The organism is Chitinophaga sp. ARDCPP14 (assembly GCF_051362515.1).
Taxonomy (GTDB): Bacteria; Bacteroidota; Bacteroidia; order Chitinophagales; family Chitinophagaceae; genus Chitinophaga.
Genome location: NZ_JBKIXB010000004.1, coordinates 314,314 through 340,333, shown reverse-complemented (window position 1 = coordinate 340,333; position 26,020 = coordinate 314,314). Strand labels below are relative to the sequence as shown.

Annotated in this window: 25 protein-coding genes; 18 read left to right on the top strand and 7 right to left on the bottom strand. The window is 46.9% G+C overall.

Translation table 11 applies throughout. The features are described from left to right. The first annotated feature begins 18 nt into the window (after positions 1–18). The 9 genes from ACLHR0_RS13835 (at position 19) to ACLHR0_RS13795 (ending at position 6,794) form a co-directional block, all read left to right on the top strand. Complete coding sequence (locus tag ACLHR0_RS13835; RefSeq protein WP_436487308.1) at positions 19–552, top strand: RNA methyltransferase; 534 nt, start codon at positions 19–21, stop codon at positions 550–552. A gap of 12 nt (positions 553–564) precedes the next feature. Further along, on the top strand, positions 565–1,431 hold the full coding sequence (locus ACLHR0_RS13830; RefSeq protein ID WP_429050935.1) for a UbiA-like polyprenyltransferase: 867 nt from the start codon (positions 565–567) through the stop codon (positions 1,429–1,431). 25 nt (positions 1,432–1,456) lie between these two features. Then, on the top strand, positions 1,457–1,870 hold the full coding sequence (ruvX, locus tag ACLHR0_RS13825) for a Holliday junction resolvase RuvX (protein ID WP_370912340.1): 414 nt from the start codon (positions 1,457–1,459) through the stop codon (positions 1,868–1,870). A gap of 102 nt (positions 1,871–1,972) precedes the next feature. Beyond that, a complete protein-coding gene (gene def, locus ACLHR0_RS13820; protein WP_436487306.1) occupies positions 1,973–2,551 on the top strand; it encodes a peptide deformylase in 579 nt (192 codons plus the stop codon). A 104-nt stretch (positions 2,552–2,655) separates the two neighbouring features. Then, a complete protein-coding gene (locus tag ACLHR0_RS13815) occupies positions 2,656–3,174 on the top strand; it encodes an RNA polymerase sigma factor (RefSeq protein WP_370912342.1) in 519 nt (172 codons plus the stop codon). 66 nt (positions 3,175–3,240) lie between these two features. Next, positions 3,241–4,110: an anti-sigma factor domain-containing protein gene (locus ACLHR0_RS13810; RefSeq protein WP_436487304.1), complete on the top strand. Its 870-nt coding sequence runs from the start codon at positions 3,241–3,243 to the stop codon at positions 4,108–4,110. A gap of 188 nt (positions 4,111–4,298) precedes the next feature. Next, positions 4,299–4,847, top strand: coding sequence for an RNA polymerase sigma factor (locus ACLHR0_RS13805; RefSeq protein ID WP_436487303.1), 549 nt, complete (start codon positions 4,299–4,301; stop codon positions 4,845–4,847). 69 nt (positions 4,848–4,916) lie between these two features. Continuing rightward, positions 4,917–5,711 (top strand): anti-sigma factor, encoded by a 795-nt coding sequence (locus ACLHR0_RS13800; RefSeq protein ID WP_370912345.1) that lies wholly within the window; start codon positions 4,917–4,919, stop codon positions 5,709–5,711. 132 nt (positions 5,712–5,843) lie between these two features. Continuing rightward, positions 5,844–6,794, top strand: a complete 951-nt coding sequence (locus ACLHR0_RS13795) for a hypothetical protein (RefSeq protein ID WP_429050930.1) — start codon at positions 5,844–5,846, stop codon at positions 6,792–6,794. Between the two features lie 3 nt (positions 6,795–6,797). Here the strand turns inward: ACLHR0_RS13795 and ACLHR0_RS13790 are convergent, their stop codons facing one another. Further along, positions 6,798–8,468, bottom strand: coding sequence for a gliding motility-associated C-terminal domain-containing protein (locus ACLHR0_RS13790; protein WP_436487300.1), 1,671 nt, complete (start codon positions 8,466–8,468; stop codon positions 6,798–6,800). A gap of 123 nt (positions 8,469–8,591) precedes the next feature. Next, positions 8,592–9,665 carry an RluA family pseudouridine synthase gene (locus ACLHR0_RS13785; RefSeq protein WP_436487299.1) on the bottom strand — a complete coding sequence of 358 codons (1,074 nt, stop codon included), beginning with the start codon at positions 9,663–9,665 and terminating at the stop codon, positions 8,592–8,594. 58 nt (positions 9,666–9,723) lie between these two features. On the opposite strand from ACLHR0_RS13785, the gene lipB reads away from it, so the two are divergent. Continuing rightward, a complete protein-coding gene (lipB, locus tag ACLHR0_RS13780) occupies positions 9,724–10,488 on the top strand; it encodes a lipoyl(octanoyl) transferase LipB (protein WP_429050926.1) in 765 nt (254 codons plus the stop codon). Here the strand turns inward: lipB and ACLHR0_RS13775 are convergent, their stop codons facing one another. The 3 genes from ACLHR0_RS13775 to ACLHR0_RS13765 form a co-directional block, all read right to left on the bottom strand. Further along, entirely contained in the window at positions 10,489–11,220 is a 732-nt protein-coding gene (locus ACLHR0_RS13775) for a hypothetical protein (protein ID WP_429050924.1), read from the bottom strand. 67 nt (positions 11,221–11,287) lie between these two features. Then, the gene (locus ACLHR0_RS13770; RefSeq protein ID WP_436487296.1) at positions 11,288–12,235 is read right to left on the bottom strand and encodes a 1-aminocyclopropane-1-carboxylate deaminase/D-cysteine desulfhydrase; all 948 of its coding nucleotides are present in this window, start codon (positions 12,233–12,235) and stop codon (positions 11,288–11,290) included. Positions 12,236–12,264: 29 nt separating this feature from the next. Further along, positions 12,265–13,605, bottom strand: coding sequence for an alpha-L-fucosidase (locus ACLHR0_RS13765; protein ID WP_436487294.1), 1,341 nt, complete (start codon positions 13,603–13,605; stop codon positions 12,265–12,267). Positions 13,606–13,736: 131 nt separating this feature from the next. Here ACLHR0_RS13765 and ACLHR0_RS13760 point away from each other — a divergent pair, with 131 nt between their 5' ends. The 8 genes from ACLHR0_RS13760 (at position 13,737) to ilvA (ending at position 24,166) form a co-directional block, all read left to right on the top strand. Beyond that, positions 13,737–14,639: a sugar phosphate nucleotidyltransferase gene (locus ACLHR0_RS13760; protein ID WP_370912353.1), complete on the top strand. Its 903-nt coding sequence runs from the start codon at positions 13,737–13,739 to the stop codon at positions 14,637–14,639. Beyond that, on the top strand, positions 14,630–15,727 hold the full coding sequence (locus ACLHR0_RS13755) for a phosphotransferase enzyme family protein (protein WP_370912354.1): 1,098 nt from the start codon (positions 14,630–14,632) through the stop codon (positions 15,725–15,727). Before ACLHR0_RS13760 ends, ACLHR0_RS13755 begins: the two co-directional genes overlap by 10 nt. A gap of 716 nt (positions 15,728–16,443) precedes the next feature. After that, positions 16,444–17,346 carry a branched-chain amino acid transaminase gene (locus tag ACLHR0_RS13750; RefSeq protein WP_370912355.1) on the top strand — a complete coding sequence of 301 codons (903 nt, stop codon included), beginning with the start codon at positions 16,444–16,446 and terminating at the stop codon, positions 17,344–17,346. Positions 17,347–17,593: 247 nt separating this feature from the next. Continuing rightward, the gene (gene ilvD / locus ACLHR0_RS13745; RefSeq protein WP_436487291.1) at positions 17,594–19,273 is read left to right on the top strand and encodes a dihydroxy-acid dehydratase; all 1,680 of its coding nucleotides are present in this window, start codon (positions 17,594–17,596) and stop codon (positions 19,271–19,273) included. Continuing rightward, complete coding sequence (gene ilvB, locus ACLHR0_RS13740; protein WP_370912357.1) at positions 19,239–20,987, top strand: biosynthetic-type acetolactate synthase large subunit; 1,749 nt, start codon at positions 19,239–19,241, stop codon at positions 20,985–20,987. Before ilvD ends, ilvB begins: the two co-directional genes overlap by 35 nt. A gap of 49 nt (positions 20,988–21,036) precedes the next feature. Next, the gene (ilvN, locus tag ACLHR0_RS13735; protein ID WP_142686236.1) at positions 21,037–21,573 is read left to right on the top strand and encodes an acetolactate synthase small subunit; all 537 of its coding nucleotides are present in this window, start codon (positions 21,037–21,039) and stop codon (positions 21,571–21,573) included. A 128-nt stretch (positions 21,574–21,701) separates the two neighbouring features. Continuing rightward, complete coding sequence (gene ilvC / locus ACLHR0_RS13730) at positions 21,702–22,748, top strand: ketol-acid reductoisomerase (protein ID WP_370912358.1); 1,047 nt, start codon at positions 21,702–21,704, stop codon at positions 22,746–22,748. Positions 22,749–22,909: 161 nt separating this feature from the next. Then, positions 22,910–24,166, top strand: coding sequence for a threonine ammonia-lyase IlvA (ilvA, locus tag ACLHR0_RS13725; protein ID WP_429050913.1), 1,257 nt, complete (start codon positions 22,910–22,912; stop codon positions 24,164–24,166). Between the two features lie 28 nt (positions 24,167–24,194). Here the strand turns inward: ilvA and ACLHR0_RS13720 are convergent, their stop codons facing one another. Together ACLHR0_RS13720 and ACLHR0_RS13715 are read right to left on the bottom strand one after the other, a co-directional pair. Then, complete coding sequence (locus tag ACLHR0_RS13720; RefSeq protein WP_429050912.1) at positions 24,195–24,719, bottom strand: OB-fold protein; 525 nt, start codon at positions 24,717–24,719, stop codon at positions 24,195–24,197. A gap of 136 nt (positions 24,720–24,855) precedes the next feature. Continuing rightward, positions 24,856–25,902 (bottom strand): NAD(P)-dependent alcohol dehydrogenase, encoded by a 1,047-nt coding sequence (locus ACLHR0_RS13715; RefSeq protein WP_370912361.1) that lies wholly within the window; start codon positions 25,900–25,902, stop codon positions 24,856–24,858. Between the last annotated feature and the right edge of the window lie 118 nt (positions 25,903–26,020).

Below are 26,020 nucleotides of genomic sequence, written 5' to 3'. Positions count from 1 at the left end.
CTATTATCTTTGCAGGTGATGAGAAAATTAAGCATGGATGAACTGGGCCGTAAAACGGTGGAAGAGTTCAAGGCTGCCGATAAAACGCCTATTGTACTGGTATTGGATAATATACGCAGCATGCACAACGTGGGATCAGTGTTCCGTACCGCGGATGCATTCCTGGTACAGGGGATCATTCTTTGTGGCTATACGCCGGTGCCACCGCACCGCGATATCAATAAAACGGCTTTGGGCGCTACCGAAACGGTGGAGTGGCAGTATTTTGACACCACCGTGAGCGCGGTACAGGAACTGAAAGCAGCCGGGTACCGGGTGATGGCCATTGAGCAGGCGGTGAACAGTTATATGCTGAATAGTTTTACGCCTCCGGCAGATCAGCCGCTGGCACTGGTTTTTGGGAATGAAGTGAGTGGGGTGGACGGGGAAGTAATGAAGCTGGTAGATGGTTGTATCGAAATTCCCCAGCTGGGCATGAAGCATTCCCTGAATATTTCCGTGAGCACTGGTATTGTGGTTTGGGATATCTTTGTAAAATTGAAGAAGGCTTAAAGGATTAATTATATGATTTCTACGGTCAACAAGTATTTATCGCTGGTAAAGTTCAGTCATACCATCTTTGCCATGCCTTTTGCCCTCACCGGCTTTTTTATGGCTACCACCAAAGGAGGCGGCGGCTTCAACTGGGTTACTTTTTTACTGGTAGTGCTGTGCATGGTGTTTGCGCGCAGCGCTGCAATGGCATTCAACCGGTGGCTGGATGTGGATATCGACAAGCTCAATCCACGTACGGCAAAAAGGGAAATCCCGGCCGGTATCATATCTCCCAAAAATGCCCTGTTCTTTATTATAGCCAATGTGGTATTGTTTATTATCGCTACCTGGTTTATCAACCCGGTATGCTTTTACCTGTCGCCGGTAGCTTTGCTGGTGGTGCTGGGATATAGCTATACCAAGCGTTTTACCGCGTTTTGCCACCTGGTGCTGGGCGTGGGATTGTCGCTGGCGCCTATAGGCGCTTACCTGGCAGTAACCGGTAGTTTTGCACTGTTACCGGTACTGGTATCTTTCCTGGTATTATGCTGGGTATCCGGATTTGATATTATTTACTCCCTGCAGGACGAGGATTTTGATAAATCACAGCAGCTGAATTCCATTCCGGCCTGGCTGGGACTTTCCGGCGCCCTGCGGTTTTCTGAATTACTTCATGTGATAGCGGCCGCGCTGGTAGTGACTATCGGCTTAACCGGGCATTTTCACTGGATCTACTGGATAGGAGCGGCTGTTTTTGTGGTGATGCTCGTTTCCCAGCATTTACTGGTAAAACCCAATGATCTCAGCAGGATCAATATCATGTTTATGACTACCAACGGGATTGCGAGCGTGGTGTTCGCTGTTTTTGCGATCACAGATATGCTCGTTTTTCATTAGCCCTAACCCTGTTAAAAGCTAGTATATGGCCCGCCTGATGGCAATAGATTACGGAAAAAAGAGAACGGGACTGGCCGTAACAGACCCTTTACAGATGATTGCCACCGGGCTTACCACCGTTGCCACGCACGACCTTATTCCCTTTCTGAAAAAGTACTTCGCCGCCGAACAGGTGGAAACGATTGTAATAGGAGAACCCAAAGGACTGGATGGTAACGCTACCGATGCCACTGCACTGGTGGTAGAGTGTATCCGCATCATTAAAAAGAATTTCCCCGATATCCCTGTTGTAAAGGTAGATGAGCGTTTTACCTCTAAAATGGCCTTCCAGACGATGATCGACAGCGGTCTGAAGAAAATGGACCGCCGGAATAAAGCCCTGGTAGACGAAATAAGTGCCACTATTATATTACAGGAATATCTCCGTAATAAAATATAATAACATATAAAAAATCACCAAAATCAGCGTAATCCTGAGAAAGACAACCTCCGCTGAACTCCGAAATTGTCTATCTTTGCGGATTAAACCAAGTATTTGAACATGATTTTGCCAATTGTAGCTTACGGGCACCCGGTATTGAGAAAAGTAGCAGAAGACATCACTCCTGAATATCCAAACCTGAAGGAATTGATTGCCAATATGTGGGAAACCATGTATGGTTCTAACGGTGTGGGCATTGCTGCTCCACAGGTAAATAAGGCGATCCGGCTGTTTGTGGTAGATAGTGAGCAGATTATTCATAACCTGGAAGAAGACGAAAAGAACGATTATCCCGGAGATGAAGGGGTAAAAGGTGTATTTATCAATGCACATATCGTGGAAACCGGCGGAAAAGAGTGGGCATATAATGAAGGATGTTTGAGCATTCCAAAGGTGCGTGAAGATGTAAACCGTGCGGAAACCGTTACCCTGAGCTATGTGGATGAGAATTTTACCCCGCATGTAAGAACATTCACCGGCGTGACTGCCCGGGTAATCCTCCATGAATATGACCACATCGACGGGGTTTTATTCATCGATCACCTGAAGCCATTAAAGCGCAGAATGTTGAAAAGTAAGCTGGAAGATATTACCAAAGGTAAAATAAGAGTAGATTACAGGATGACTTTCCCTAAATAGGAAATAATTTTGTAATGTAAAGAAAACCTGTTATTTTGGTATCATAAAGTATAACATCCATATCCTCAAACTTGGGAGCTACCTTAACATACACTGAAGTTGAATTGATTCAGGGCCTTATAGCCAGGGATGAAAAGATATTCACTTATTTGTATGATCACTATTCACCCGCTTTATATGGTGTAGCCCTGAAAGTAGTGGGAGAAGAAACAGCCGCCGGAGATGTGCTGCAGGAAGTATTTGTAAAGATCTGGCGGAATATTGACCGTTATGATGCCTCAAAAGGCAGGTTATTCACCTGGATGTTGAATATCACCCGCAACACAGCAATTGATAGTCTCCGCTCAAAAAATCACAAACTGGAACAGCGCGTACAGGATGTAAACAGCGTGGCACTGATGTATGAACCACAACTGGCGGTGCATTTATCTGTGGACCATCTTGGTTTAACCAAAGTGATTGAAAAGCTTCAAAAAGATCAACGTATTATTATTGACATGGCTTACTTCAAGGGACATACCCAGGAAGAGATAGCCAAGTCCCTTGAAATACCATTGGGCACGGTGAAAACCCGCATGCGTAATGCTATTATACAATTGAGAACACTGTTAAAACAATTGTAATTATAAGAAATAGTGGATGTACAACGATACATATCATCCGGAATCCTTGAAAGCTATGTATTCGGTATGTTACCGGAAACAGAACAAGGTGAGGTAGAAACGGCCGTATCTCAATACCCCGACGTTAAAGCTGCAGTGGATTCATTGCAGCATGACAAGGAGCGTTTTGTGCAGCTGTACGCGATAGCCCCTCCCTACGGCATTAAGGAACGGCTGATGGAAATGATCCGTCAGGAAAACACGCAGGAAGGAAACAACCTGCTGCCGGATGAACTGCGTGCGCCCATCTCCGCTCCCCTGAACGGGAAAAATAAAAAACAAGTGCAGCAACCCTCCCGGGAAACACCGGTAAAACAGCTGCCGGTGGAAAAAAAATCAAATGACAAGCTATGGAAGTATCTCACAGCCGCCATTGTAGCTTTGTTGCTGGGCAGTGTTTTCATGAACTTCTTTTTCTTCCGTAAATCCACCGACTATAAAAGCCGCTACCAGTCGCTCATAGCCACCAAAGAAAAGCTGGAAGCAGATAAGGAACAACAGGCACTGACCAGTTTGAAGGAAACGCCCGCCAACGTGGTAGCAGAAGCAGATCCGCTGAATAACCCCGATTTTAAATGGACAAAGATCCCCGGTGGCGGCAAGTATGCAGGCAACCTGGTAGCCGTAGGATGGAATGCAAAAACACAGGCCGTATACCTGCAGGCACAATTAATGCCTATACCTCCGGCCGGTAAGCAATTCCAGCTGTGGGCCATTGTGAATAAGAAACTGGTGGATGCAGGTGTATTCCTCACCGGGGCCGATGCATCACAACTGTTACAACAGATGAAAGCGGTGGCTGCTGCACAAGGCTTTGCCATTACGCTTGAAAAGAAAGGCGGCAGCCAGGATCCCAGTATGGACCAGGTATGCATGTCGGCAAAACTGGCAAAATAACGCCGGGTTTGTTTATCATGATAAATGAGTATCTTGCCTTTACCGGCACCCCGATTAACCATTTCAAAGAAGCACAACTGTTATAAAAAAAATATCCGTGAAAGCTGAAGGCATGATGATCATGTTCCGTTCTGTCGTGTTGTGAAATCTATCCGTAACTAACTATCTAAAACTATATCCAATCTGTTTTGCAATACGCTGCTATATATACAGAAGCTGAGCTGGTGCAGGGTTTAAAAGCCCGTGACCAGAAAATATTCAGTTACCTGTATGACCAGTATTCGCCGGCATTATACGGGGTGATTGTAAAGGTGCTGAACGACGATAGCTCCGCCGGGGATGTATTGCAGGACGTATTCATGAAGATCTGGCGTCATCTCGACCGCTACGATGAAACAAAAGGCAGGCTTTTTACCTGGATGCTGAATATTGCGCGGAACACCGCGATAGATATTCTCCGGTCCAAATCCCATAAGATGGAGCAGAAAATCCGGAATATGCCGGATGACGTACATGTAGTCGACAGCCTCATTGCTGTGCAGCCATCTACCGACTACCTTGGGTTTTCCCGGATCCTGGAAAAGCTTACCAAAGAACAGCGTACCCTGATAGATTTAGCATATTATAAAGGTTGTACCCAGGAAGAAATTGCCCGGGTGATGGACATTCCTTTGGGTACCGTGAAAACGAGGATGCGCAATGCCATTAATCAATTAAGAACCATTTTAAACAAGTAAATATTTTTTGCAATAGTGGACCCACAACATTTCATATCGTCCGGAATTATTGAGCTATACATAGCAGGTATGGCCAGCGATGAAGAAATTCGGGAGCTGGAAGCCGCTATGGCCCAATACCCGGCTGTGGCCGAAGAGGTGGAAGCCTATCGCCGCAGTATGGAAGAATATATCAGGTTGCAGGGCAAAAATCCGGAGACGGATATTAAAACACGTTTATTCACACAAATCAATAATGAACCCAATTTGCAGGAGGGTGAACCTGTACCCGATCAAGACCTGCAACAACCAAAAGTAGTGTCCATGCAAGAAACTAAAAGCCTATCCTGGAAATGGCTTGCCACCGCCGCCGCCGTGCTGCTGGTGGGAAGTCTTGTTTTAAATTATGTGTTCTTTAACCGGTACAAGGAATTCAAGGAGTACAAAGATAAATACCAATCTTTGCTCGTATCCCAGAACTCCATTTTGTCAAAGAGCAATCTTTACAAAACCCGCTTAGAACAAATGCAGGAATCTATGGAAATTATCCAGGATCCTAAAGTTCTGAAAGTGCCGATGCCAGGTACCAAAGCGTTCCCTGAAGCATTAGCTACTGTATTCTGGAACCCGCAAAGTCAGGAAGTGTATCTGAAAGTTAACAAACTGCCAGAACCAACTGCCGACAAACAGTATCAACTCTGGGCTATCGTAGATGGCAAACCGGTTGATATGGGCGTGTTCGAAATGGGTGATACAGCCAGCCTCCTCCAGAAAATGAAAGTAACCGGCAAAGCACAAATGTTTGCTGTTACCCTGGAGAAAAAAGGTGGTGCGCTGCAGCCTACTATGGAACAAATGTATGTGGCCGGAAAAATCCCCGGTTGATAAAAAGAGATAGTTCTTCTCTATCTCCTTTTAAAGAAAAACAGAAAGCTGTTGTAAGTGCTACTTACAACGGCTTTCTGTTTTTAGTATTTGCCTGGCACCCACTTTGCTCTTTTTTACTAAATTGCAGCTATGTCACATTTTTGGAAAAATATAGCCGGAACCATTGCCCTCAGCCTGTTACAATGTTTACAACTCAACGCTCAGGACACAGCCCGCTATAAAGGAATGACGGTTAACCTGGATGAAGTTATTGTAGCCGCAAAGCGTATAGGCTTCGACGTTAACAGCTTTATTAAAAGGGTGGAAGATGACACCACCTTTTACCGCGCATTCAAAAACCTGCATATCGTAGGTTTTGACGCCATCAACGATATCCAGGTACTTGGCAAAAATGCGCAGGTACAGGCCTCCCTTTATAATCAAACCCACCAGGAAATGAAAGGGAAGTGCCGCACCATGCAGGTTTCTAACGAAAAAGTAACCGGCGATTTCTATACCCGCAAAGGAAATTATAATTATTATACCGCTGAATTATACGCTAACCTCTTCTTTACCAAAGGCACCGTATGTACAGATGAATCAGGTGAGGATCCCGATCGCTCCAGCGGCAGCCTTGCCCGGCACAAGGCGCAGTTGAAACAGCTGATCTTTAACCCCGGGAAACCTATCCGTGGCGTACCCATCGTAGGGCCCAAAGTAGCCATCTTCAACAGTGAAGTAATGCGGTATTATGACTTTTCCATCACTGCTGCAAACTATGTGGACGGGACCTCCTGCTATGTGTTTACCGCCAAAACAAAGCCCGGCCTGAGCCGCATCGACAGGGCAGATGTGGTGATAGATGAGCTGATCACCTGGTTTAACAAAGATAATTTTGAGATCGTTGGCCGTAAATATGCTCTTTCTTACAAAACGATGTTGTTTGATTTTAATGTGAAGATGGATGTACAGATGACCAAATACAATGGCCTCCTGATCCCCGCCCTGGTTACCTATAACGGCACCTGGAACGTACCCTTCAAGAAAAGGGAAACAGCCGTGTTCGCAGCCAGGTTCCTGAATTTCACAGGGGCGCAGTGATAGCTAATTCACCAAAGTAATGGTACCGGTTTTATGCACAGCAAACCTGGTGATCACTTCTTTATAATCCACTATCCATACATAGGTGGCAATATCCGCTAAAGTACCGTTTACACGCCCGTTCCAGCCAACCTGCGGATCTGTGGTAAAGAAGATCCGTTCTCCCCAGCGGTTATAGATGCTGAGTGTATAATCGTATATGGGACACCGGTATACCGGCCGGAAATAATCATTTCTTCCATCTCCGTTGGGGGAAAAGGCAGTAGGAAAATACAGCTGGCATTCGCAATCGTGGTATTTTACTTCTACCGAGTCAACGGATTGCCCGCAACTATTGGTAGCCACCATCGCATAAAACCCTGGCCGCGTAACGGTATACATGGGTGTGCTGGTACTGTCCTGCCATTTATAGGTACCCCCGCCGGCGCCGGTAGCGCGCAGCTGGTACACTTCATTTCTGCAAAGCAGTGTATCCGGACCAAGGTTTACCCGCAGGGTGTCTTCAAATTTTACAGAGATACTATCCATCGATTCGCAGCGGCCTATTTGTGCATGCACATAATAGAAGCCGGGCTTGGTCACATAATACGTGGCCTGATCGGAGCTGTCCTGCCAGAGATATTGCCCGTTTCCGAAATCGGCGGTAAGCACCAGGAAGTTCCCTTTGCAGATGCTGGTGTCGTTGCCCAGGTCCAGTTTTTTTAAACGGTTATAATTAATGAAGATGGTATCTACCACACTGCAGGTGTTGTTAATTTCTACCAGCGCCCACAGGTTAGTGGTATTGCTAATAGTCACCGCCGGCGTGGTGGCGCCGGTACTCCATTCCCACCGGGTGGCCTCGGGAATGGCAGGAGCTACGCGGATCGATTCTCCGGGGCACAGCAGGGTATCCGGACCCAGTGAAAAGGGATAAGGGGCGCCGGTGAACGTAATGGTGATATCGTCCGACACGGTAGGGCAACCTTTCGGATATACGTCTACGTGATAAGTGCCTGAGGTGTAAACATCCTGCGTGGGCTCTGTATTCCCGGTACTCCAGAGATACGTACAGTTTTGCGCGGTAGCATCCAGCGCAATATGTTCGCCGGTGCATAGCACGAGGTCTTTGCCAAGCTCTATTTCCGGGATGGGTGTATAGAAAATATTGACGGAGTCGGGACTCGGGCAGCCATTTATTTTTACTTTATAGGTAGCGGAAGTATCTACAAGAATGCTGCTGCCGGTGGAACTGTCCTGCCACAGGTAAGTAGCGCCGGGAATGATGGGCGCCTGCAATGTCATGGTGCCGCCTTCACACAGGGTAATGTCCTGATCGCCGAGATCGAAGATCACAGGCGTAACAATGGTAACAGATTGAATGGTGGTATCCGGAAGGCCATTGCGCCAGGCGATGAGGGTATCGGTATAAGTGCCAACGCTGTTATAAATATGATACGCCTGCATGCTCCTGGAAGAGTCTTTATCTCCCGAAGGGGGATCGTTAAAAAACCACTTCACAGAGTCAATGCCCGCGGGATTGATGATCAGGAAAAAAGAAGTATCGTTTACACAGGTAGAGGATACAGCAAAGGGGGTGTTCTGGGCGCCGGCCTTGTTGCCAAACAGGCAGCATACCAGCAAAACCGGTATAAGGAATAAGAATCGACAGAAAACAGATATGTGGTCTCTCATGTAATGACATGGGTAATTGCTGCTAAGATAACCTAAACATGTAGAATATTTATAATAATAAATATGAATTTTAGGAGAAGATGATTTTAGCGGAGACAGTTCTCCGCTAAAACCAGTTATGAGTTATACTTCGTCGTCTTTCAGCGGTCTGGCTGCAATATATCTTTTCCACTTTTCCAGTACGGAGGTAAAGTCGGAAGGCAGGTTGCTTTCAAAGTACATCTGCTCGCGGGTGCGGGGATGTATGAAGCCCAGCTGTTGTGCGTGCAGGGCGTGGCGTGGCATAATACTGAAGCAGTTTTCCACAAACTGTTTGTATTTCGTGTATACGGTTCCTTTCACAATGCGGTTACCGCCGTAGGTTTCATCGTTAAACAGCGAGTGGCCGATATGCTGCATGTGTACACGGATCTGGTGGGTGCGGCCGGTTTCAAGACGGCATTCCACCATGGTTACATAATTAAACCGTTCCAGTACGCGGTAGTGGGTGATGGCTTCCTTGCCATATTCGCCATCCGGATATGCATCCATAATCTTACGTAAGCGTTGATGGCGGCCTACGTGGGCCACCACGGTGCCTTCGTCTTCTTCAAAGTCGCCCCATACCAGCGCAATATAGCGGCGATGCACGGTGTGATCGAAGAATTGTTTGGCCAGGTCATTCATCGCTTTGTCGGATTTGGCGATGACCAGCAATCCGCTGGTATTTTTATCGATGCGGTGTACCAGCCCGAAGCGCGGGATTTCCGGCTCGGTAGCCTGGGTTTTATCGCCCAGGTACCACGACAGGCCATTCACCAGTGTACCATCGCGGTTGCCGCAGCCGGGATGTACTACCAGGCCGGCGGGTTTGTCGATGATCATAATATCGTCGTCTTCAAATACAATATTCAGCGGTAGCTCTTGTGGAATGATGTCGGTATTCTCCGGGTTCCGGTTGGAAAACACGACGATCCTGTCCAGTGGCCTGATCTTGTAATTGGCCTTAACGGGTTTGTCGTTCACCAACACCAGTTCACCATCCAGGGCCTGTTGGATCTTATTGCGGGTGGCGCCTTCTATGCGGTTAGTAAGGAATTTATCAATACGGATAGGGTCCTGACCTTTGTCGACCACCATATTAATCTTTTCATATAGTTCCTCACTGCCATCCCCGTTTTCCAGCTCATCTTCCAGTTCCAGCAATTCTTCAGCCATTAATATAATTTTTTGCAAAGGTAAAGCTTAGTTGGCAGTTTAGCAGCCCTGTGGGCAAATGTTCCGTATCACAGCGAATTGGCGTACCTTTGCGCAGCTGAAAAAGACCAATATGATCATGGATAAAGTAAAGCAGAAGATTGTAGTAAGAGACCTCGGCGTAATAGACTACCAGGCTGCCTGGGACTACCAGGAGCAGTTGCTGAAGGAAAATGTGCAGTTGAAAACCAGGGTAGCCGATCAGTTGCCAAAGGCCACTACCAACTACCTGTTGTTTTGCGAACATCCTCCCGTGTATACCATTGGTAAAAGCGGTCATATGGAAAACCTCCTGATCTCCCAACAGGAGCTGCAGGAGCAGGGGATAGGCTTTGTGCCTACCAACCGTGGCGGAGATATTACATTTCATGGTCCCGGCCAGGTGGTGGGTTATCCTATCCTGGATCTCGAAAATTTCTTTACAGATATTGGTAAATACCTGCGTTGCCTTGAAGAGGTGATTATCCGCACGCTGGCGGAATATGGCGTAACCGGCGACCGTTCTTCCGGGGAAACCGGCGTATGGCTGGATCCGCACGATAAAGCGAAAGCCCGTAAAATATGCGCTATGGGGGTTCGTTGCAGCCGTTGGGTAACCATGCACGGCTTTGCCCTGAATGTGAATACCCTGATGGACTACTTCAACAACATCATTGCATGTGGTATTGCCGACAAACAGGTAGCCTCACTCGATAAAGAAGTGGGTAAGCCGGTAAGCCTGGAAGAAGTGAAAGCTAAGCTGAGTAAACATTTCGGCGAAGTGTTCAACGCTGAAATGGTATAGTTACATTTTGTAGTTGAGCGGAATGAACAGGTTCCATTTCTCCTTTAATTTTCCCTCCTCAAATATTTCGAAGTTGAACCATCCTGCATGCATAAAAATAGCTTTCTCTAAAATGAGGGAAGGGCCTTTTACCTGGTCGATATCGAAAAGGAAAGTACCGTTGGATTCATAAAACTTAATGGAGTACTTCTTTTGCGGTGCATCCGGCAGCTTTATGTTGATATTGCCATCGGCAGTAGTGTAAATATAGTTGGAGGGGTGCCAGGATGCTCTTTCCGGCTCCCTGTTTTCCTGTTCCTTGCCTCTCAGGCCCCTTGAAGCATCCATGATGTCGGCATACTGCAATTTCTGATCGGCGCGGATAGTGCTGTCGGACAGAGCCAGTACCGTTTTGCTGTACATGAAACGTCCGTTGGTGAATAAAATAAAGAGACGGTAATAGTTACTGCCCGGTAACGGTTTATTATCAAGATAGGCGTTCCTTGTTTGAGTAGGGTAGCTGGCGTAACCAATGGTATTGAAGTTCAGTACGCTGTCGAGCGAGCGCTGAATACCTATTTCCTTTACCTGTGTGAAGCCGGAGATCCAGTCCAGTTGTATCCTACCGGTTTTAATAGAAGCGGTAAAATTAGGCAGCACAGGTGGCACAAACTCCTGTGCCTGAGCCTTTCCTGCAAATCCGGTCAATAAAAAAATTCCAATAACAAATGTTATACGCACAATCTGCTTCATACTGATTATTCCGTGAGCTCTTAAAGTTGGCAAAAATACACTACCGTTCAAATATAATGAACAGTTTTTAAAAGGATAGAACGCCGGGAGGGAGGGAAAGATTGCCCTGGAGGCCTCCGGTGTGTACCAGCAATACATTGCTGTTCGCCGGAAAGCAGCCCTGCTGGACCAGATCACGAAAGGCCATTACCAGTTTGCCGGTGTAAATAAAATCTGTGGGAATACCTGTTTCTTGATAGACAGTATTGATAAAATCTATAAGTGCAGGCGATTTTTTGGCATAGCCGCCACCGTGGTGTTCGTATAATAGCCGCCAGCGGTTGTTATTACCGGGATGCAGCAGGTCAGTAATTTCTTTTTCAAGGTACTGCGCGCCCTTTAATACGGGAATGCCAATTACCTGCTGATGCGGTGCAGCACTGTTGATCAGGCCCGCGAGTGTGGTGCCTGTGCCTGCGGCACAAAGGATATGTGTATAATTTGTTGTGGGGAAGATAGAAAGGATCTCTTCACAGCCCCGGGCGCCCAGGGCATTGTGACCGCCCTCCGGAACAACATGATAGCCGGGATATAAGGTGTTACCTGCTTTGTGATGGCGATAATCTTCCCGGCTAATAAAAACCAGCTTCATGCCATTGTCTGCTGCGGTTTGAAGCATATGATTCAACTGGCCCTTATGCTCTTCTCCACGGATAATTCCTGCACAGGGCAAGGCTGCTTCCTTACAGGCCAGGGCGGTGGCTGCAATATGATTGGAGTAAGCGCCGCCATAGGTAAGGATGCCGTTGCTGTTATTAGTCTTAGCCGCTTCGATGTTGTGTTTCAGCTTAAACCACTTATTCCCGGATACTTCCGGGTGAATTTTATCCAAACGCAGCATGGCAGCGTGGATATGCTCCGGCAGCCAGGAAGTTTGAAAGGATTCAAGGGTGATGTTATCGTAAGAAAGCATGTAGCGATTAAGTGATAAGGCAGTAAAAAGATCGGGGAGATGAAGGCATATTGCAGCATTCATCTCCCCAAATATAAAATTAAAATCGTTTATTAATCGTTGGTCAGGAAACCACCCTGGCCTCTGTACAGCTTCACGGCCTTATCCAGCTTCACTTTCAGCACAGTGATATATTTATCCTGTACATTTTCCGGTACGTTTATGAAAACCAGTCCGGGTACAGGACTCCAGGAAATTTTGCCGACTACTTTGTGGGTCAGCTGGCTGTTGTTGCCCAGTACGGTGATGCTTTCAATTTTATTGGAAAGTCCTTTCACCATTACCTGGCCACTGGTTTTAGCCGGCAGGAACAGGTAGAGGGTGCTGGAATCTTTTGAGAGGGTGGTGGGGCCGTAGAAGTGTCCCTGCGGAATACCACCGATGGTATTGAACACTGCTTCGCCATTGCGTTTGTTCCAGGCGCCGAGTTCTTTCAGCATGTGAACTTCTTCTTCCGGGATGCTGCCATCGGCTTTGGGGCCGATATCGAGCAGGAGGTTGCCGCCATTGCTTACGGCATCCACGAAGATGGTGATAATTTCAAAAGGCGTTTTCCAGTTGTTGTCCTGTGGCTGCCATCCCCAGTTGTTGTTGATGGTCATGCATAGCTCCCACCAGTGGTATTTCGGGCGTGACACGGGGAAGTTCTGTTCCGGCGTTTCATAGTCGCCGTATCCCTGCAGGCGTCCGTTGATAATGGTGTTAGGGTTATGGGAGGTGAGCATCTGTCGCATTTTGGGGGCTTCCCATTCTTCGGCGGAGTGTTCCCAGTCGCCGTCGAACCACCACAGGTCCGGGTTGAACTTCGTCATTATCTCGGCCATTTGTCCTTCGTAAAATTTCAGGAAGCGTTGCCATCTTTCGGGCTGGGCTTTGATATCATAGCGGTTGCTGTCTTTCAGGAACTGCGGATAATCGTTGTGGCTCCAGTCGATCAGGGAGAAATAGGCACCGCATTTGATACTATCGCGCCGCAAAGCCGCGTAGAGAGGGGTGAGCACGTCTCTTTTCGCCGGTGTACTGTTGGCAACATCCAGTTTACTGTATTTGCTGTCCCACAGCGCTACGCCATCGTGGTGTTTGGTGGTCATCACTGCATAGCGGGCGCCGGATTCTTTGATCAGGTCGGCCCATACCTGCGGGTTGTAATTGTTTGCAGTAAAGCCTTTCAGCTGCTGCATATAATCGGGGTAGGATATTTTTTTGTTGTGGAATGACCAGGATTCATCGATTCCTTTGACAGAATAGATGCCCCAGTGAATGAAAATGCCCAGTTTGGCATCGGAGAACCACTGCATTTTTTCTTTAATGTCATCCGGATTTGTTTTCTGTTGCGCATTGGCAGTAGTAAGAAGCTGCATGGCAACGGCTCCCAGCACTAATAATCTCTTCATTGTTCAGTTTAATTAATCTTTAAAAAAGGGCGTTACTACAAAAAGAAAGTGTGAAAATAGTTTTAATGATTAAATTTAGCGCCGATATTTTTAGGTAAATAGTTGACACTTATAAAACTAATATCAGAAAAATGCAACCGACTTTATTGATTTTGGCGGCCGGTATGGCCAGCCGATACGGCAGTTTAAAGCAAATCCAGCAATTTGGCCCCAGCGGTGAAACTATCGTTGACTACTCTATTTACGACGCTATCAGCGCCGGTTTTGGAAAAATAGTGTTCATCATCCGCGAGAATTTTGCGGCTGAGTTCAGGGAAATCTTTGAACCAAAGCTCAAAGGCCGCGTGGCTGTTGATTTTGTATACCAGGAAATGGATGCATTTTTAGGAGATCATACGGTTCCGGCCGACAGAACCAAGCCATGGGGTACTGCCCATGCGGTTCTTTGCGCCAAAAATGCTATCAATGAGCCATTTGCAGTGATCAATGCAGATGACTTTTATGGTACAGATGCTTTCGTTAAAATGGCTGCTTTCCTGAATAACGACTGTAAGCCCAACGTATACAGCGTAGTTGGCTATGAACTGGGCAAAACTATCAGTGAGCACGGTTCTGTTTCCCGCGGCGTATGCGAAGTAAGCGCAGACGGCAACCTGGCGGCTATCAACGAAAGGACCAAGATATATGCTGAAAACGACCAGATCGTTTATGAAGAAGCAGATGGCAGCAAACATCCGTTACCTGCCAACACGCCGGTATCCATGAACTTCTGGGGATTCCACCCGAGCGTATTTGAATTGAGCCAGGGCCTTTTCAGCGAATTTCTGGAGAAAAACAGCAGCAATCCTAAATCTGAATTCTTTATTACGATTGTAGCCGACGAATTTACCCGCCGTGGTATTGGCCAGGTAAAAGTAATTCCAACCAGCGCAAAATGGTTTGGCGTTACTTACAAAGAAGATGCACCGGGAGTGCAGGCCAGCTTGTCGGCGCTGGTTAAGAATGGAGAATATCCAGACAATTTATGGAAATAAAACCCAACAGCAGGATCCTTCAGGCTTTCGGACTTGAGCCTGAAGGATTAAATGTCCGAAAATTTGGATCAGGACACATCAACAACACTTTTTTGTTAGAAAAAAAGCAGGACGGCAGTAGATACGTTTTACAAAAGATCAACGTAAACGTATTTAAGGAACCAGGAGTGATCGCCGCCAACCAGAGAATGGCAGCGGATTATCTGGCAGTTCATCATCCCGGCTATCTGTTTATTACGCCGATCCCCACGGTTAATGGGGAAGAGCTCTTTGTAATTGACAACGAATACTGGAGATTGATCCCTTTTATTGCGGATTCCGTAACGGTAGACCAGGCCGACAACCCAAAGCAGGCGTATGAAGCAGCCAGACAATTTGGCCGCCTTGCCAGTTACCTTTCGGGAATTGACCTGAAGCCGTTTAAAGCTTCGATTCCAAACTTTCACAACCTGACCCTTCGGTACAGCGCCTTCCAGGAGGCTATCCGAACGGCAAAGGAAGACCGGAAAGTTGCAGCAGAAGAGATGATTGAAGATTTCCTCCGCTATTCTGACATCGCAGTAACGTATGAACAACTGAAAACAAATCCTGAATTCAGGGACCATCTGATGCATCACGATACCAAAATCAATAATGTATTGCTCAACAAGGATACTTATGAAGGTATTTGTGTATGTGACCTGGATACCCTGATGCCCGGAAAAATCATCTCAGACCTAGGCGACATGGTACGCACTTATGTTTGCCCCGTGTCTGAAGAAGAAAGGGATTTCAGCCAGATCGTTATCCGCGAAGAATACTACGAAGCCCTTATGCAGGGGTACCTCGCAGAGATTGGCGGTACTTTGACAAAAGTAGAAAAAGAACAACTGTTCTTTGCCGGGAAGTTTATGATCTACATGCAGGGGATACGCTTCCTCACCGATTATCTGAACGGTGACGTATATTATCCCATCAAGTACCCGACACACAATTACGACCGCGCAAAAAATCAACTGGTTTTACTGCAGCGGCTCATGGAAAAAGAAACAGTACTGCAGGATATCATCGATAAATGCCTGCACGTCAATGTAACAAGTGAACAGTAAATGAAATCATTTTTTAGAACGTGAACAGTAAATGAAATGAAATCATTTTATCCCGGTGCAGGAAGCACCGGGATTTTTTTTGAGCGGATTTTGTCTTGGCTCAGGATTACGCTGATTATACTGATTACCCGGATTTTTACTTTTGGATTTTTTTTAGATTTTTTAGATTTCCTTAAAATAATAATTAAGGGAGATAAAGCGGATACATCCGCTGCTATCTCCCTTAATCCTTTATAAATCCAAAAAGTAAAAATCCAGGTAATCAGTATAATCAGCGTAATCAGCGGAAAAGACAAAATCCGCGTCTTTTGTACACAAAACCAGTAGATTAATTTATAACGATCCTATGATTTGTTTAGAAAACAAGCAACTATTGCCTTGTTTTTTTAAATATTTTCAAAAACCCTTAATGTGATTAATTTTTTACTAAATATTGCCTGTATTGTTGTTTTTTATTTTTTTCACGAATACTTTTGTAGAAACGCTAAAGAAAATAAGCACCTCCATGTGGGTAAATAAAGACAATATAAAACTTAATCACATCGTGCCTCAGCTCAACTGGGCTATCACGAAGGTCGTGATTATCGTCGTTGTCATTATTAGCCACCAGTATGGAGGATAGGTAAACGTGCATATAATCACAAAATATAACGCCTTCCTCCGCAAAGAGGGAGGCTTTTTTTTGGACTGTATATTCCTGGTATAATTTCAATTTTATGTATAGCTATTACAACGACAACACTTTTCTTTACATCAACGGTGAGTACACCAAAGCAAATGCTGCTACAACTGACCTGTATGGCCAGTCGCTCCACTACGGTTATGCTGTTTTTGAAGGCATCCGCGCCTACAAAACCGCAAACGGCGAAGTGAAGATCTTTAAAGCAAAAGAACACTTCGACCGCCTGAAGCGCTCCTGCGAACTGATCCACATCCCCTACAAATTTGATAACGAAGAGCTGATCGCCGCTTGTTATAAAGTACTGGAGATGAATAACATGGAAGAAGCTTATATCAGGCCGCTGGTGTTCTGTCCGCCGAATATGACGCTGAAAGCCGCCGCAGAGTCGCACATCCTGATCTGCGCATGGGAATGGGGAGCTTACCTGGGAGAAAAGCTGTTGCGCGTAATGACTTCCTCCTACGAACGACCAAATCCCAAAGCCTTTAAAATAGAATCCAAGTCGGCCGGCCTTTATGTAAACTCAATACTGGCCTCGCAGGAAGCAAAAGAAAAAGGTTACGATGAAGCGCTGCTGCTGGATATGAATGGTTACGTTGCAGAAGGCCCCGGTGCTAACATCTTCTTTGAAAAAGACGGCAAAATATACACTCCTCCCGCCGGTAACATCCTCCCAGGCATCACCCGCGCCACTGTTATCGAACTTTGCCAGGAACTGAATATCCCACTGGAACAAAAATTATTTACCATCCCGGAATTAAAAGAAGCCGAAGCAGCCTTCTTCTGCGGTACTGCAGCAGAAATCATCGGTATCGACTCCCTGGACGGTCAGTCTTTCAGCAAGCCCTGGGCGCAGTCGCTCGGAAAAATACTCCAACAGGCCTACAAAGCTAAAGTGCTGGAAAAAGCATTCCAACGCGAAGCTCAACTGGCATAACCGTTGGCTGTTAGCTGTTAGCATTCGCTAAATGCTAACAGCTGACAGTTAAAATCCTTTGAAGGTTGTAAATCGAAAAACTTATAATCCTTTACAGTAAAGGGTTTTAAAGCTTAAAAGGCAGATTTGAAGACCGGTAAATTGGAATAAGTTGGTTTGAATTTGACGACGCCACCGGGTAATTTGTGGAGAGTTTTTAAAATAGGGTACCTATAAACACCTGTAATCGGGGTAATAACAAAAAGCAATGGAATTAAATAAATACAGCAAGACGATCACGCAAGACCCTACGCAACCAGCTGCGCAGGCACAATTGTATGGAATTGGTTTAACAGAAGAAGATCTGAAAAAAGCACAGGTGGGTATCGTTAGCATGGGCTACGATGGCAACACCTGCAATATGCACCTGAATGATCTGGCTAAAGATGTCAAAAAAGGCGTCTGGGCAAATGATCTGGTCGGACTCATTTTCCATACCATTGGCGTCAGTGATGGTATGAGCAATGGTACACCGGGGATGCGTTATTCCCTCGTTAGCCGTGATCTGATTGCAGATTCCATTGAAACCGTTGCAGGAGCACAGTATTACGACGCCCTGATCACCGTACCAGGCTGCGATAAGAACATGCCCGGCTCCCTGATGGCGATGGGTCGCCTCAACCGCCCTTCTATCATGGTTTATGGCGGTACTATCGCACCCGGAAAATATAAAGGCCAGGATCTCAACATCATCTCAGCATTTGAAGCATTAGGTCAGAAAATGGCCGGTAAACTGGATGAAGGCGATTTCAAAGGCATTGTACAGAATTCCTGCCCCGGCGCAGGCGCCTGTGGCGGTATGTACACCGCTAATACCATGTCTTCCGCTATCGAAGCACTCGGTATGAGCCTCCCGTACAGCTCATCCAACCCCGCATTGAGCCAGGACAAAAAAGATGAATGTATTGCTGCCGGTAAATACATCCGCCTGCTCCTTGAAAGAGATATTAAACCTAAGGACATCATGACCAAAGAGGCATTTGAAAATGCTCTCACCATCATCATGGCCCTGGGTGGCAGCACCAACGCCGTACTGCACTTTATCGCCATCGCGAAGTCAGTAGGCATTTCCATCAGGCTGGAAGATTTTCAGCGCATCAGCGACAAAACACCGCTGATCGCCGACCTGAAACCAAGTGGTAAATACCTCATGGAAGACCTCCACAACATCGGCGGCGTTCCTTTGGTAATGAAATACCTCCTGAAAAAAGGGTATATCCACGGCCATTGCCTGACCGTTACCGGTAAGACAATCGCCGAAAACCTGGAAGACGTGGCAGACATAGACTTCAGCACACAGGATATCATTGTGCCGCTGGAAAAACCACTGAAACCAACCGCCCACATCCAGATCCTCTACGGTAACCTCGCTACAGAAGGCTCCGTAGCGAAAATCACTGGTAAGGAAGGCGAACGCTTCAGAGGCCCCGCCCGTGTATTCGACGGCGAATTTGAACTGATCGCAGGTATCACCTCCGGTAAAGTAAAAGAAGGAGATGTGGTGGTGATCCGCCAGGTAGGCCCGAAAGGCGCACCAGGTATGCCGGAAATGCTGAAACCTACCAGCGCCATCATGGGCGTGGGATTAGGCAAAAGCGTAGCCCTCATTACCGATGGCCGCTTCTCCGGTGGTACCCACGGATTTGTGGTTGGGCATATCACCCCGGAAGCTTTTGAAGGGGGAAATATCGCACTTGTACAAGACAACGATATCATCGAAATAGACGCAACGAAGAACTTTATCAATGTGGAAATCAGTGACGAAGAGCTGGCCGCACGCCGGGCAGCGTGGATACAACCCGCATTGAGAGTGACCAATGGAATCTTATTTAAGTACGCAAAACTTGTAAAAAATGCAACAGAAGGATGTGTTACCGATGAAGCCTGAGATAGCAGATAAACAGTTAGCTGCAAAGCCTGTGATTACAGGTTCCGAAGCAGTGATCCGCTCCCTGATCGAAGAAGGGGTGGACACCATTTTCGGATATCCCGGCGGGGCGATCATGCCTATTTATGATGCCCTTTACGATTTCCAGGATCAGGTCCATCACATACTCGTCCGGCACGAACAGGGTGCCACTCATGCTGCACAAGGTTATGCACGCAGTTCCGGTAAGGTAGGTGTAGCTTTTGCTACTTCCGGTCCGGGCGCCACCAACCTGGTTACAGGTTTGGCCGACGCTTATATGGACAGTACCCCAATGGTATGCGTAACCGGCCAGGTAGCTGCCGCCCTGTTAGGAACCGATGCATTTCAGGAAACAGATGTGATCGGCATTACCATGCCTATTACCAAGTGGAATATACAGGTGACCCGTCCGGAAGATATTCCGGGCGCAATGGCCAAAGCATTTTACATTGCCCGCAGCGGCCGTCCCGGCCCTGTACTGGTGGATATCACCAAAAACGCACAGTTCGGGGAATTTGAATACGAGTACAAGAAATGTGAATATATCCGCAGTTACCGTCCTATTCCTGAATTAAACCAGGATGCGGTAACAGCAGCAGCAGCGTTGATCAACGGTGCAAAGAAGCCATTCATCCTCTGTGGCCATGGCGTACTGTTATCAGGTGCCGAAAAAGAACTGATCGCGCTAGCGGAAAAAGCCGCCATTCCTATCGGATCTACTTTACTGGGCCTGTCTGCCGTACCGGTAGATCACCCGCTGTATGTAGGTATGCTGGGAATGCATGGTAACTATGGTCCTAACATGCTCACCGGCGAAGCCGATGTGGTGATCGCAGTGGGAATGCGCTTCGATGACCGTGTAACGGGCGACGTAGGCACTTATGTTCCCAACGCCAAAGTTATACACATCGAAATCGATGCAGCAGAGATCAATAAGATCATCAAAGCTGATGTAGCCGTTCACGCAGATGCAAAGCCAGCCCTGGCAGCATTGATCAAACAGGTAAACCCTGCTGAGCATGCCGCCTGGCTGGAAGAATTCCGCGCCGCTGATAAAAAAGAATATGATAAAGTACAGCATGCTGAACTGTATCCACAGGAAGGTGAGCTGAAAATGGCAGAAGTAATCCGCCTGATCTCAGAAAAAACCAAAGGCGAAGCAGTGCTGGTAACAGATGTCGGTCAGCACCAGATGGTAGCCTCCCGCTATTACCGCTTCAAAAATCCCAATACCAATGTCACCTCAGGTGGAATGGGTACGATGGGCTTTTCGCTGCCGGCAGCAATGGGCGCTAAAACCGGTACGCCCGAAAAAGAAGTAGTTGCTATTATCGGCGATGGTTGTTTCCAGATGACCTTACAGGAACTGGCCACTATTCACCAGTCACAGATTGGTGTGAAAATAGTGATCCTGAATAACAACTTCCTGGGAATGGTAAGACAATGGCAGCAGCTGTTTTTCGACAGGCGCTATTCCTCCACTGAAATGGTCAATCCCGACTTTGTACAGGTTGCTAAAGGATTTTATATCCCCGGCAAAAAAGTAACAGCAAGGGAAGATATATCCGCCGCTATTGATGAAATGCTGGCGCACAAGGGTGCTTATCTGCTGGAAGTGGTAGTGGAAAAAGAAGATAACGTATTCCCTATGGTGCCCGCAGGTGCTCCTGTTTCCAGCATCAGGCTGGAGTAGCAGCATCCCGGAGGATTCACATTGATCATTTGTAATTCACAACAGGTATATGCAAAAAGAGTATACAGTAACGGTATATACGGAAGACCGTATAGGTATAACCAACCGTATCACCATAATATTTACCCGCAGGGGTATCAATATCACCAGCTTAACCACCGCTGAAACAGAAATTCCCGGTGTGTATAAGTTTGTAATAACGGTGATGTCTACACGTGAGAAGCTGGATAAAGTAGTTGGACAGATAGAAAGACTGATTGAAATTCACCGCGCTTTTGTGCATGAAGAAGATGAAGTGGTATACCAGGAGCTGGCGCTGTACAAAATTTCTACCCGGTCGTTACATACAGGTGATATTGAAAGACTGATACGTGAAAACAATGCGCGTATCCTGACGATCACCGCGGATTATTTTGTGATCGAGAAAACAGGTCACCAGCAGGAGCTGACCGACTTTATCAAGAAACTGGAGCCATATGGCTTGATAGAGTACACTAAGAGCGGAAGGGTAGCCATTGTAAAATGGAGCCGCCGTTTCCACGAGCACCTGAAAGAATTACACACACAGGAAGCTCCCGGCATTTAGCCGTGTGCTTTCAGCAAATAACTGGCTGCCGGCCAGCCGCCGGCAGCTGACATCTTAATCATTATTCATTCAAATCACACCTCAGCTAACAGCTAACAGCTAGTAGCTAAAAGCTAAAAAAACAACACATGGCAACCATCAATTTTGGAGGGGTACTCGAACAAGTAGTAACCAGAGAAGAATTCCCTATGGAAAAAGCAAGGGAAGTGCTGAAGAACGAAGTGATTGCAGTTATTGGTTATGGCGTACAAGGTCCTGGCCAGGCACTGAACCTGAAAGACAATGGCTTTAATGTTATTGTAGGTCAACGTAAAAATTCCAAAACCTGGGACAAAGCAGTTGCTGATGGCTGGGTTCCTGGTGAAACTTTATTCGATATCGAAGAAGCAGCTCAGAAAGGTACTATTCTTCAGTTCCTGCTGTCTGATGCCGGACAGATCACCCTGTGGCCTACTTTAAAGCAACACCTGACTCCTGGTAAAGCACTGTACTTCTCCCACGGTTTCGGTATCACCTATAAAGAACAAACCGGTATCATTCCTCCTGCTGATGTAGACGTAATCCTGGTAGCTCCAAAAGGTTCCGGTACTTCACTGCGCCGCCTGTTCCTGGCTGGTCAGGGTCTGAACTCCAGCTACGCCATTTTCCAGGACGCTACCGGCCGCGCTAAAGAACGCGTAGTAGCACTGGGTATCGGTGTTGGTTCCGGTTACCTGTTTGAAACAGATTTCAAAAAAGAAGTTTTCTCCGATCTTACCGGCGAACGCGGCTCTCTCATGGGTTGTATCCAGGGTATCTTCGCTGCTCAATACGAAACACTGCGTAAGAATGGTCACTCACCTTCTGAAGCTTTCAATGAAACAGTAGAAGAACTCACACAGTCACTGATGCCACTGGTAGCAGAAAATGGTATGGACTGGATGTATGCCAACTGCTCTACTACTGCTCAGCGCGGTGCGCTCGACTGGTGGAAGAAGTTCAAAACTGCTACCCAGCCTGTATTTGATGAACTGTATGCCAGCGTTGCTGCAGGTAAAGAAGCTGCCCGTTCTATCGCTTCCAACAGCACTCCGGATTACCGTGAGAAACTGAACGAAGAACTGAAAGAACTCCGTGAAAGCGAAATGTGGCAGGCTGGTGCGGCCGTACGTAAGCTGCGCCCTAACAACGCGTAATAGCAAATATTATACATTACAAATGGCAAAGCATTTTCGAATTATTGAAATTATTGGCGCTCGTATTTAGTACGGAAGAATACATCTTTCTGATACTGAATACAGGTTCCATGATTTCGATAATCCCGAAAATGCTTTGCCATTTGTATTAATTACATTTTATGTCTGAAGTAATGAGTAGTGTCAATTCCCTGAATATCCTGGACGCGGCTGTGAAACTGAAACCAATCGTTACCCGCACTCCGCTGATGTATAGCGCCAATCTTTCCCGGCGTTATAACTGCGACGTATATCTGAAAAGAGAGGATATGCAGATTGTACGCTCTTATAAACTGCGCGGCGCCTATAACCTGATCAGCAGCCTGCCTGCTGAACTATTGGCCAAAGGCGTTACCTGCGCCAGCGCCGGTAACCACGCCCAGGGCTTTGCTTATGCATGTAAAGCCATGAATATTAAAGGCGTGGTGTTTATGCCGGTGATCACACCAAAACAAAAAGTTAACCAGGTAAATATGTTTGGCGGCGATCATATACAAATCCGCCTCGTAGGGGATACCTTCGACGATTGCTCTGTGGAAGCCCAGGCTTTCACAAAAGCCAATAGTATGACCTTTATCCCACCATTCGACAACCCGAAAATAATTGAAGGACAAGGAACCGTAGCCGTTGAAATCCTGGAAGACCAGTCCGCTATCGATTTTCTTTTTGTACCCGTTGGCGGCGGCGGTCTTGCTGCGGGCCTCGGCACTTATTTCAAAACATATAGCCCTAATACCCGTATCATCGGGGTGGAACCGGAAGGCGCACCCTCTATGCTCCGCGCACTGGAAAACGGCGGTCCCGTTACCCTCGATGAAATAGAGCGCTTTGTAGATGGCGCTGCTGTTAAAAGAGTAGGTACCCTCAACTACGAAATCTGCAAAGATGTGCTGGATAAAATGCACCTCGTGCCGGAAGGAAAAGTGTGCTCCACCATCCTCCGGTTATATAACGAAGATGCAATTGTGGTAGAACCCGCGGGCGCCTTGTCCATCGCAGCACTGGACGACCATGCCGCGGAAATCAAAGGGAAAAAAGTAGTATGTGTGATCAGCGGCAGTAACAACGACATCGACCGCATGCAGGAAATAAAGGAACGTTCACTCCTGTATGAAGGATTGAAACACTATTTTATTGTACGTTTTGCACAACGCCCGGGAGCCCTGAAACAATTTGTGAACGATATACTCGGCCCGGATGATGACATCACCCGGTTTGAATATATCCAGAAACATAATAAGGAGATAGGTCCCGCGCTGGTAGGGGTGGAACTGCGAAACCGCGAGGACTATGATAAACTGATTGCCAATTGTCAGAAATATAATTTCCAGATCACCGAACTCAATAAAGACGACAGCCTGTTCGGATATCTTGTATAGAGATGAGGCGCGCCCGTAAAAGGGCGCGCTATTTTTTTTGCGATGTTACAACCGGAAGATCCAGTAATTCACACTCCTCAATTTTGAGATCCCATATCTGCCCCCGGCAATAACCCTTCAGTAAAACGCGGCTCCCCTTCGTTAAATTAATATCTTCTTTGTTCTGTAGAAAACACTTAATGGAATGGGACCTGTCGCCACTTTTAAGGATCATGTAGGCAGTACCCATCGGGTTAATACCAGTACCAATGTAAACACCGTTTATATACACCGTTTCATTTGTATACTTTTCCACGGCTACCGGATCATTCGCCAGATATAGCTTTTGAAGCTCTAATGCAGTGATGGGATACTGCGCGCATTTTCCTACACTGGTATCTTCTTCCGGCATTACTGCCTGGTGCAGGTTGGCGGCGATATCCGGTAAATCAGGCGTGTGCCGCTTAACAAAAAAGTACAGTAAAACGCCGGCAATGGCTATAACAACCGTGCTAATTATAGCTAAATGCAGGTGCCGGTACCTGTTGTGGTTCTTTGAGGTAGTACTCGACATAACGGGAAATTTAGGGATAGTGACTAATATACCAACAAAATCAAAGGACAATTTCTGCTTAACAACTGCATAACAAAAAAATACCCGTTCCGGTTTACCGGAACGGGTATAAATAAAGTGGCCACTCCGGCTACACTTATTTCAAACTGGCAATATCAATTACAAACCGGTACTTCACATCACCCTTCAGCATCCGCTCATAAGCGGTATTGATATCCTTAATATTAATTACTTCCACATCACTGGTAATATTATGCTCCGCACAGTAGTCCAGCATTTCCTGCGTTTCGCGGATGCCGCCGATCAATGATCCGGCAATGCTCCTGCGTCCCATGATCAGGTTGAAGGCCGGTACCACGGACGGTTCCGGTGGCACTCCCAGGCAAATCATCACACCATCCAGGTTCAGGAGGTTCAGGTAAGTCGTGTAATCGTGGGGGGCGGAAATAGTATTGATGATAAAATCGAATTGACTGTAGAGCTGCTTTACCTGCGCTTTATCTGTCATCAGCGCGAAATGATGGGCGCCCAGCCGGCGGGCATCCGCTTCCTTGGAGGGAGAGGTGCTCAGCATCGTTACCTCAGCCCCCATAGACGCCGCAAGCTTTACCGCCATGTGGCCCAGACCGCCCAAACCCACTACCGCTACTTTATGACCTTTGCCTACTTTCCAGTGGCGAAGCGGGGAATAAGTGGTGATGCCAGCGCATAACAGCGGCGCTACTCCCTCAAGCGGCAGCTTATCAGAAACCTTCAACGTATATTTTTCATCTGTTACAATATGGGTGGAATATCCGCCATAGGTATGCGTTTTTCTGTCCATTTCGTAACCATTATAGGTACTGGCGCCACCGGTGATGCAATATTGTTCCTCTCCGGATTTGCAGGGATCGCACACCCGGCACGAATCCACAAAGCAACCTATCCCCGCCAGATCGCCCACCTTGAATTTGGTGACATGATCACCCACTTTGGTGATCCGCCCCACTATTTCATGGCCGGGAACCATCGGGTAAATTGAATTGCCCCACTCATTCCGCACCTGGTGAATATCGGAATGACATACCCCGCAATAAAGGATTTCAATCTGCACATCATGCGGTCCCGGCTCTCTGCGTTCAAAATTCCAGGGACCCAACGGTGATGCAGCATCCTGCACAGCATAAGCTTTTGTCGCAATCATGGTGTATAATTTTAGTCCCCCGAAGCTACATAATTTGTACTATCCGGAATCCTGCGGGGTTAAACAGCTGCTTTTACTGTTTTTTCAATAACTTATACAGTAATAAACAGATACCCGG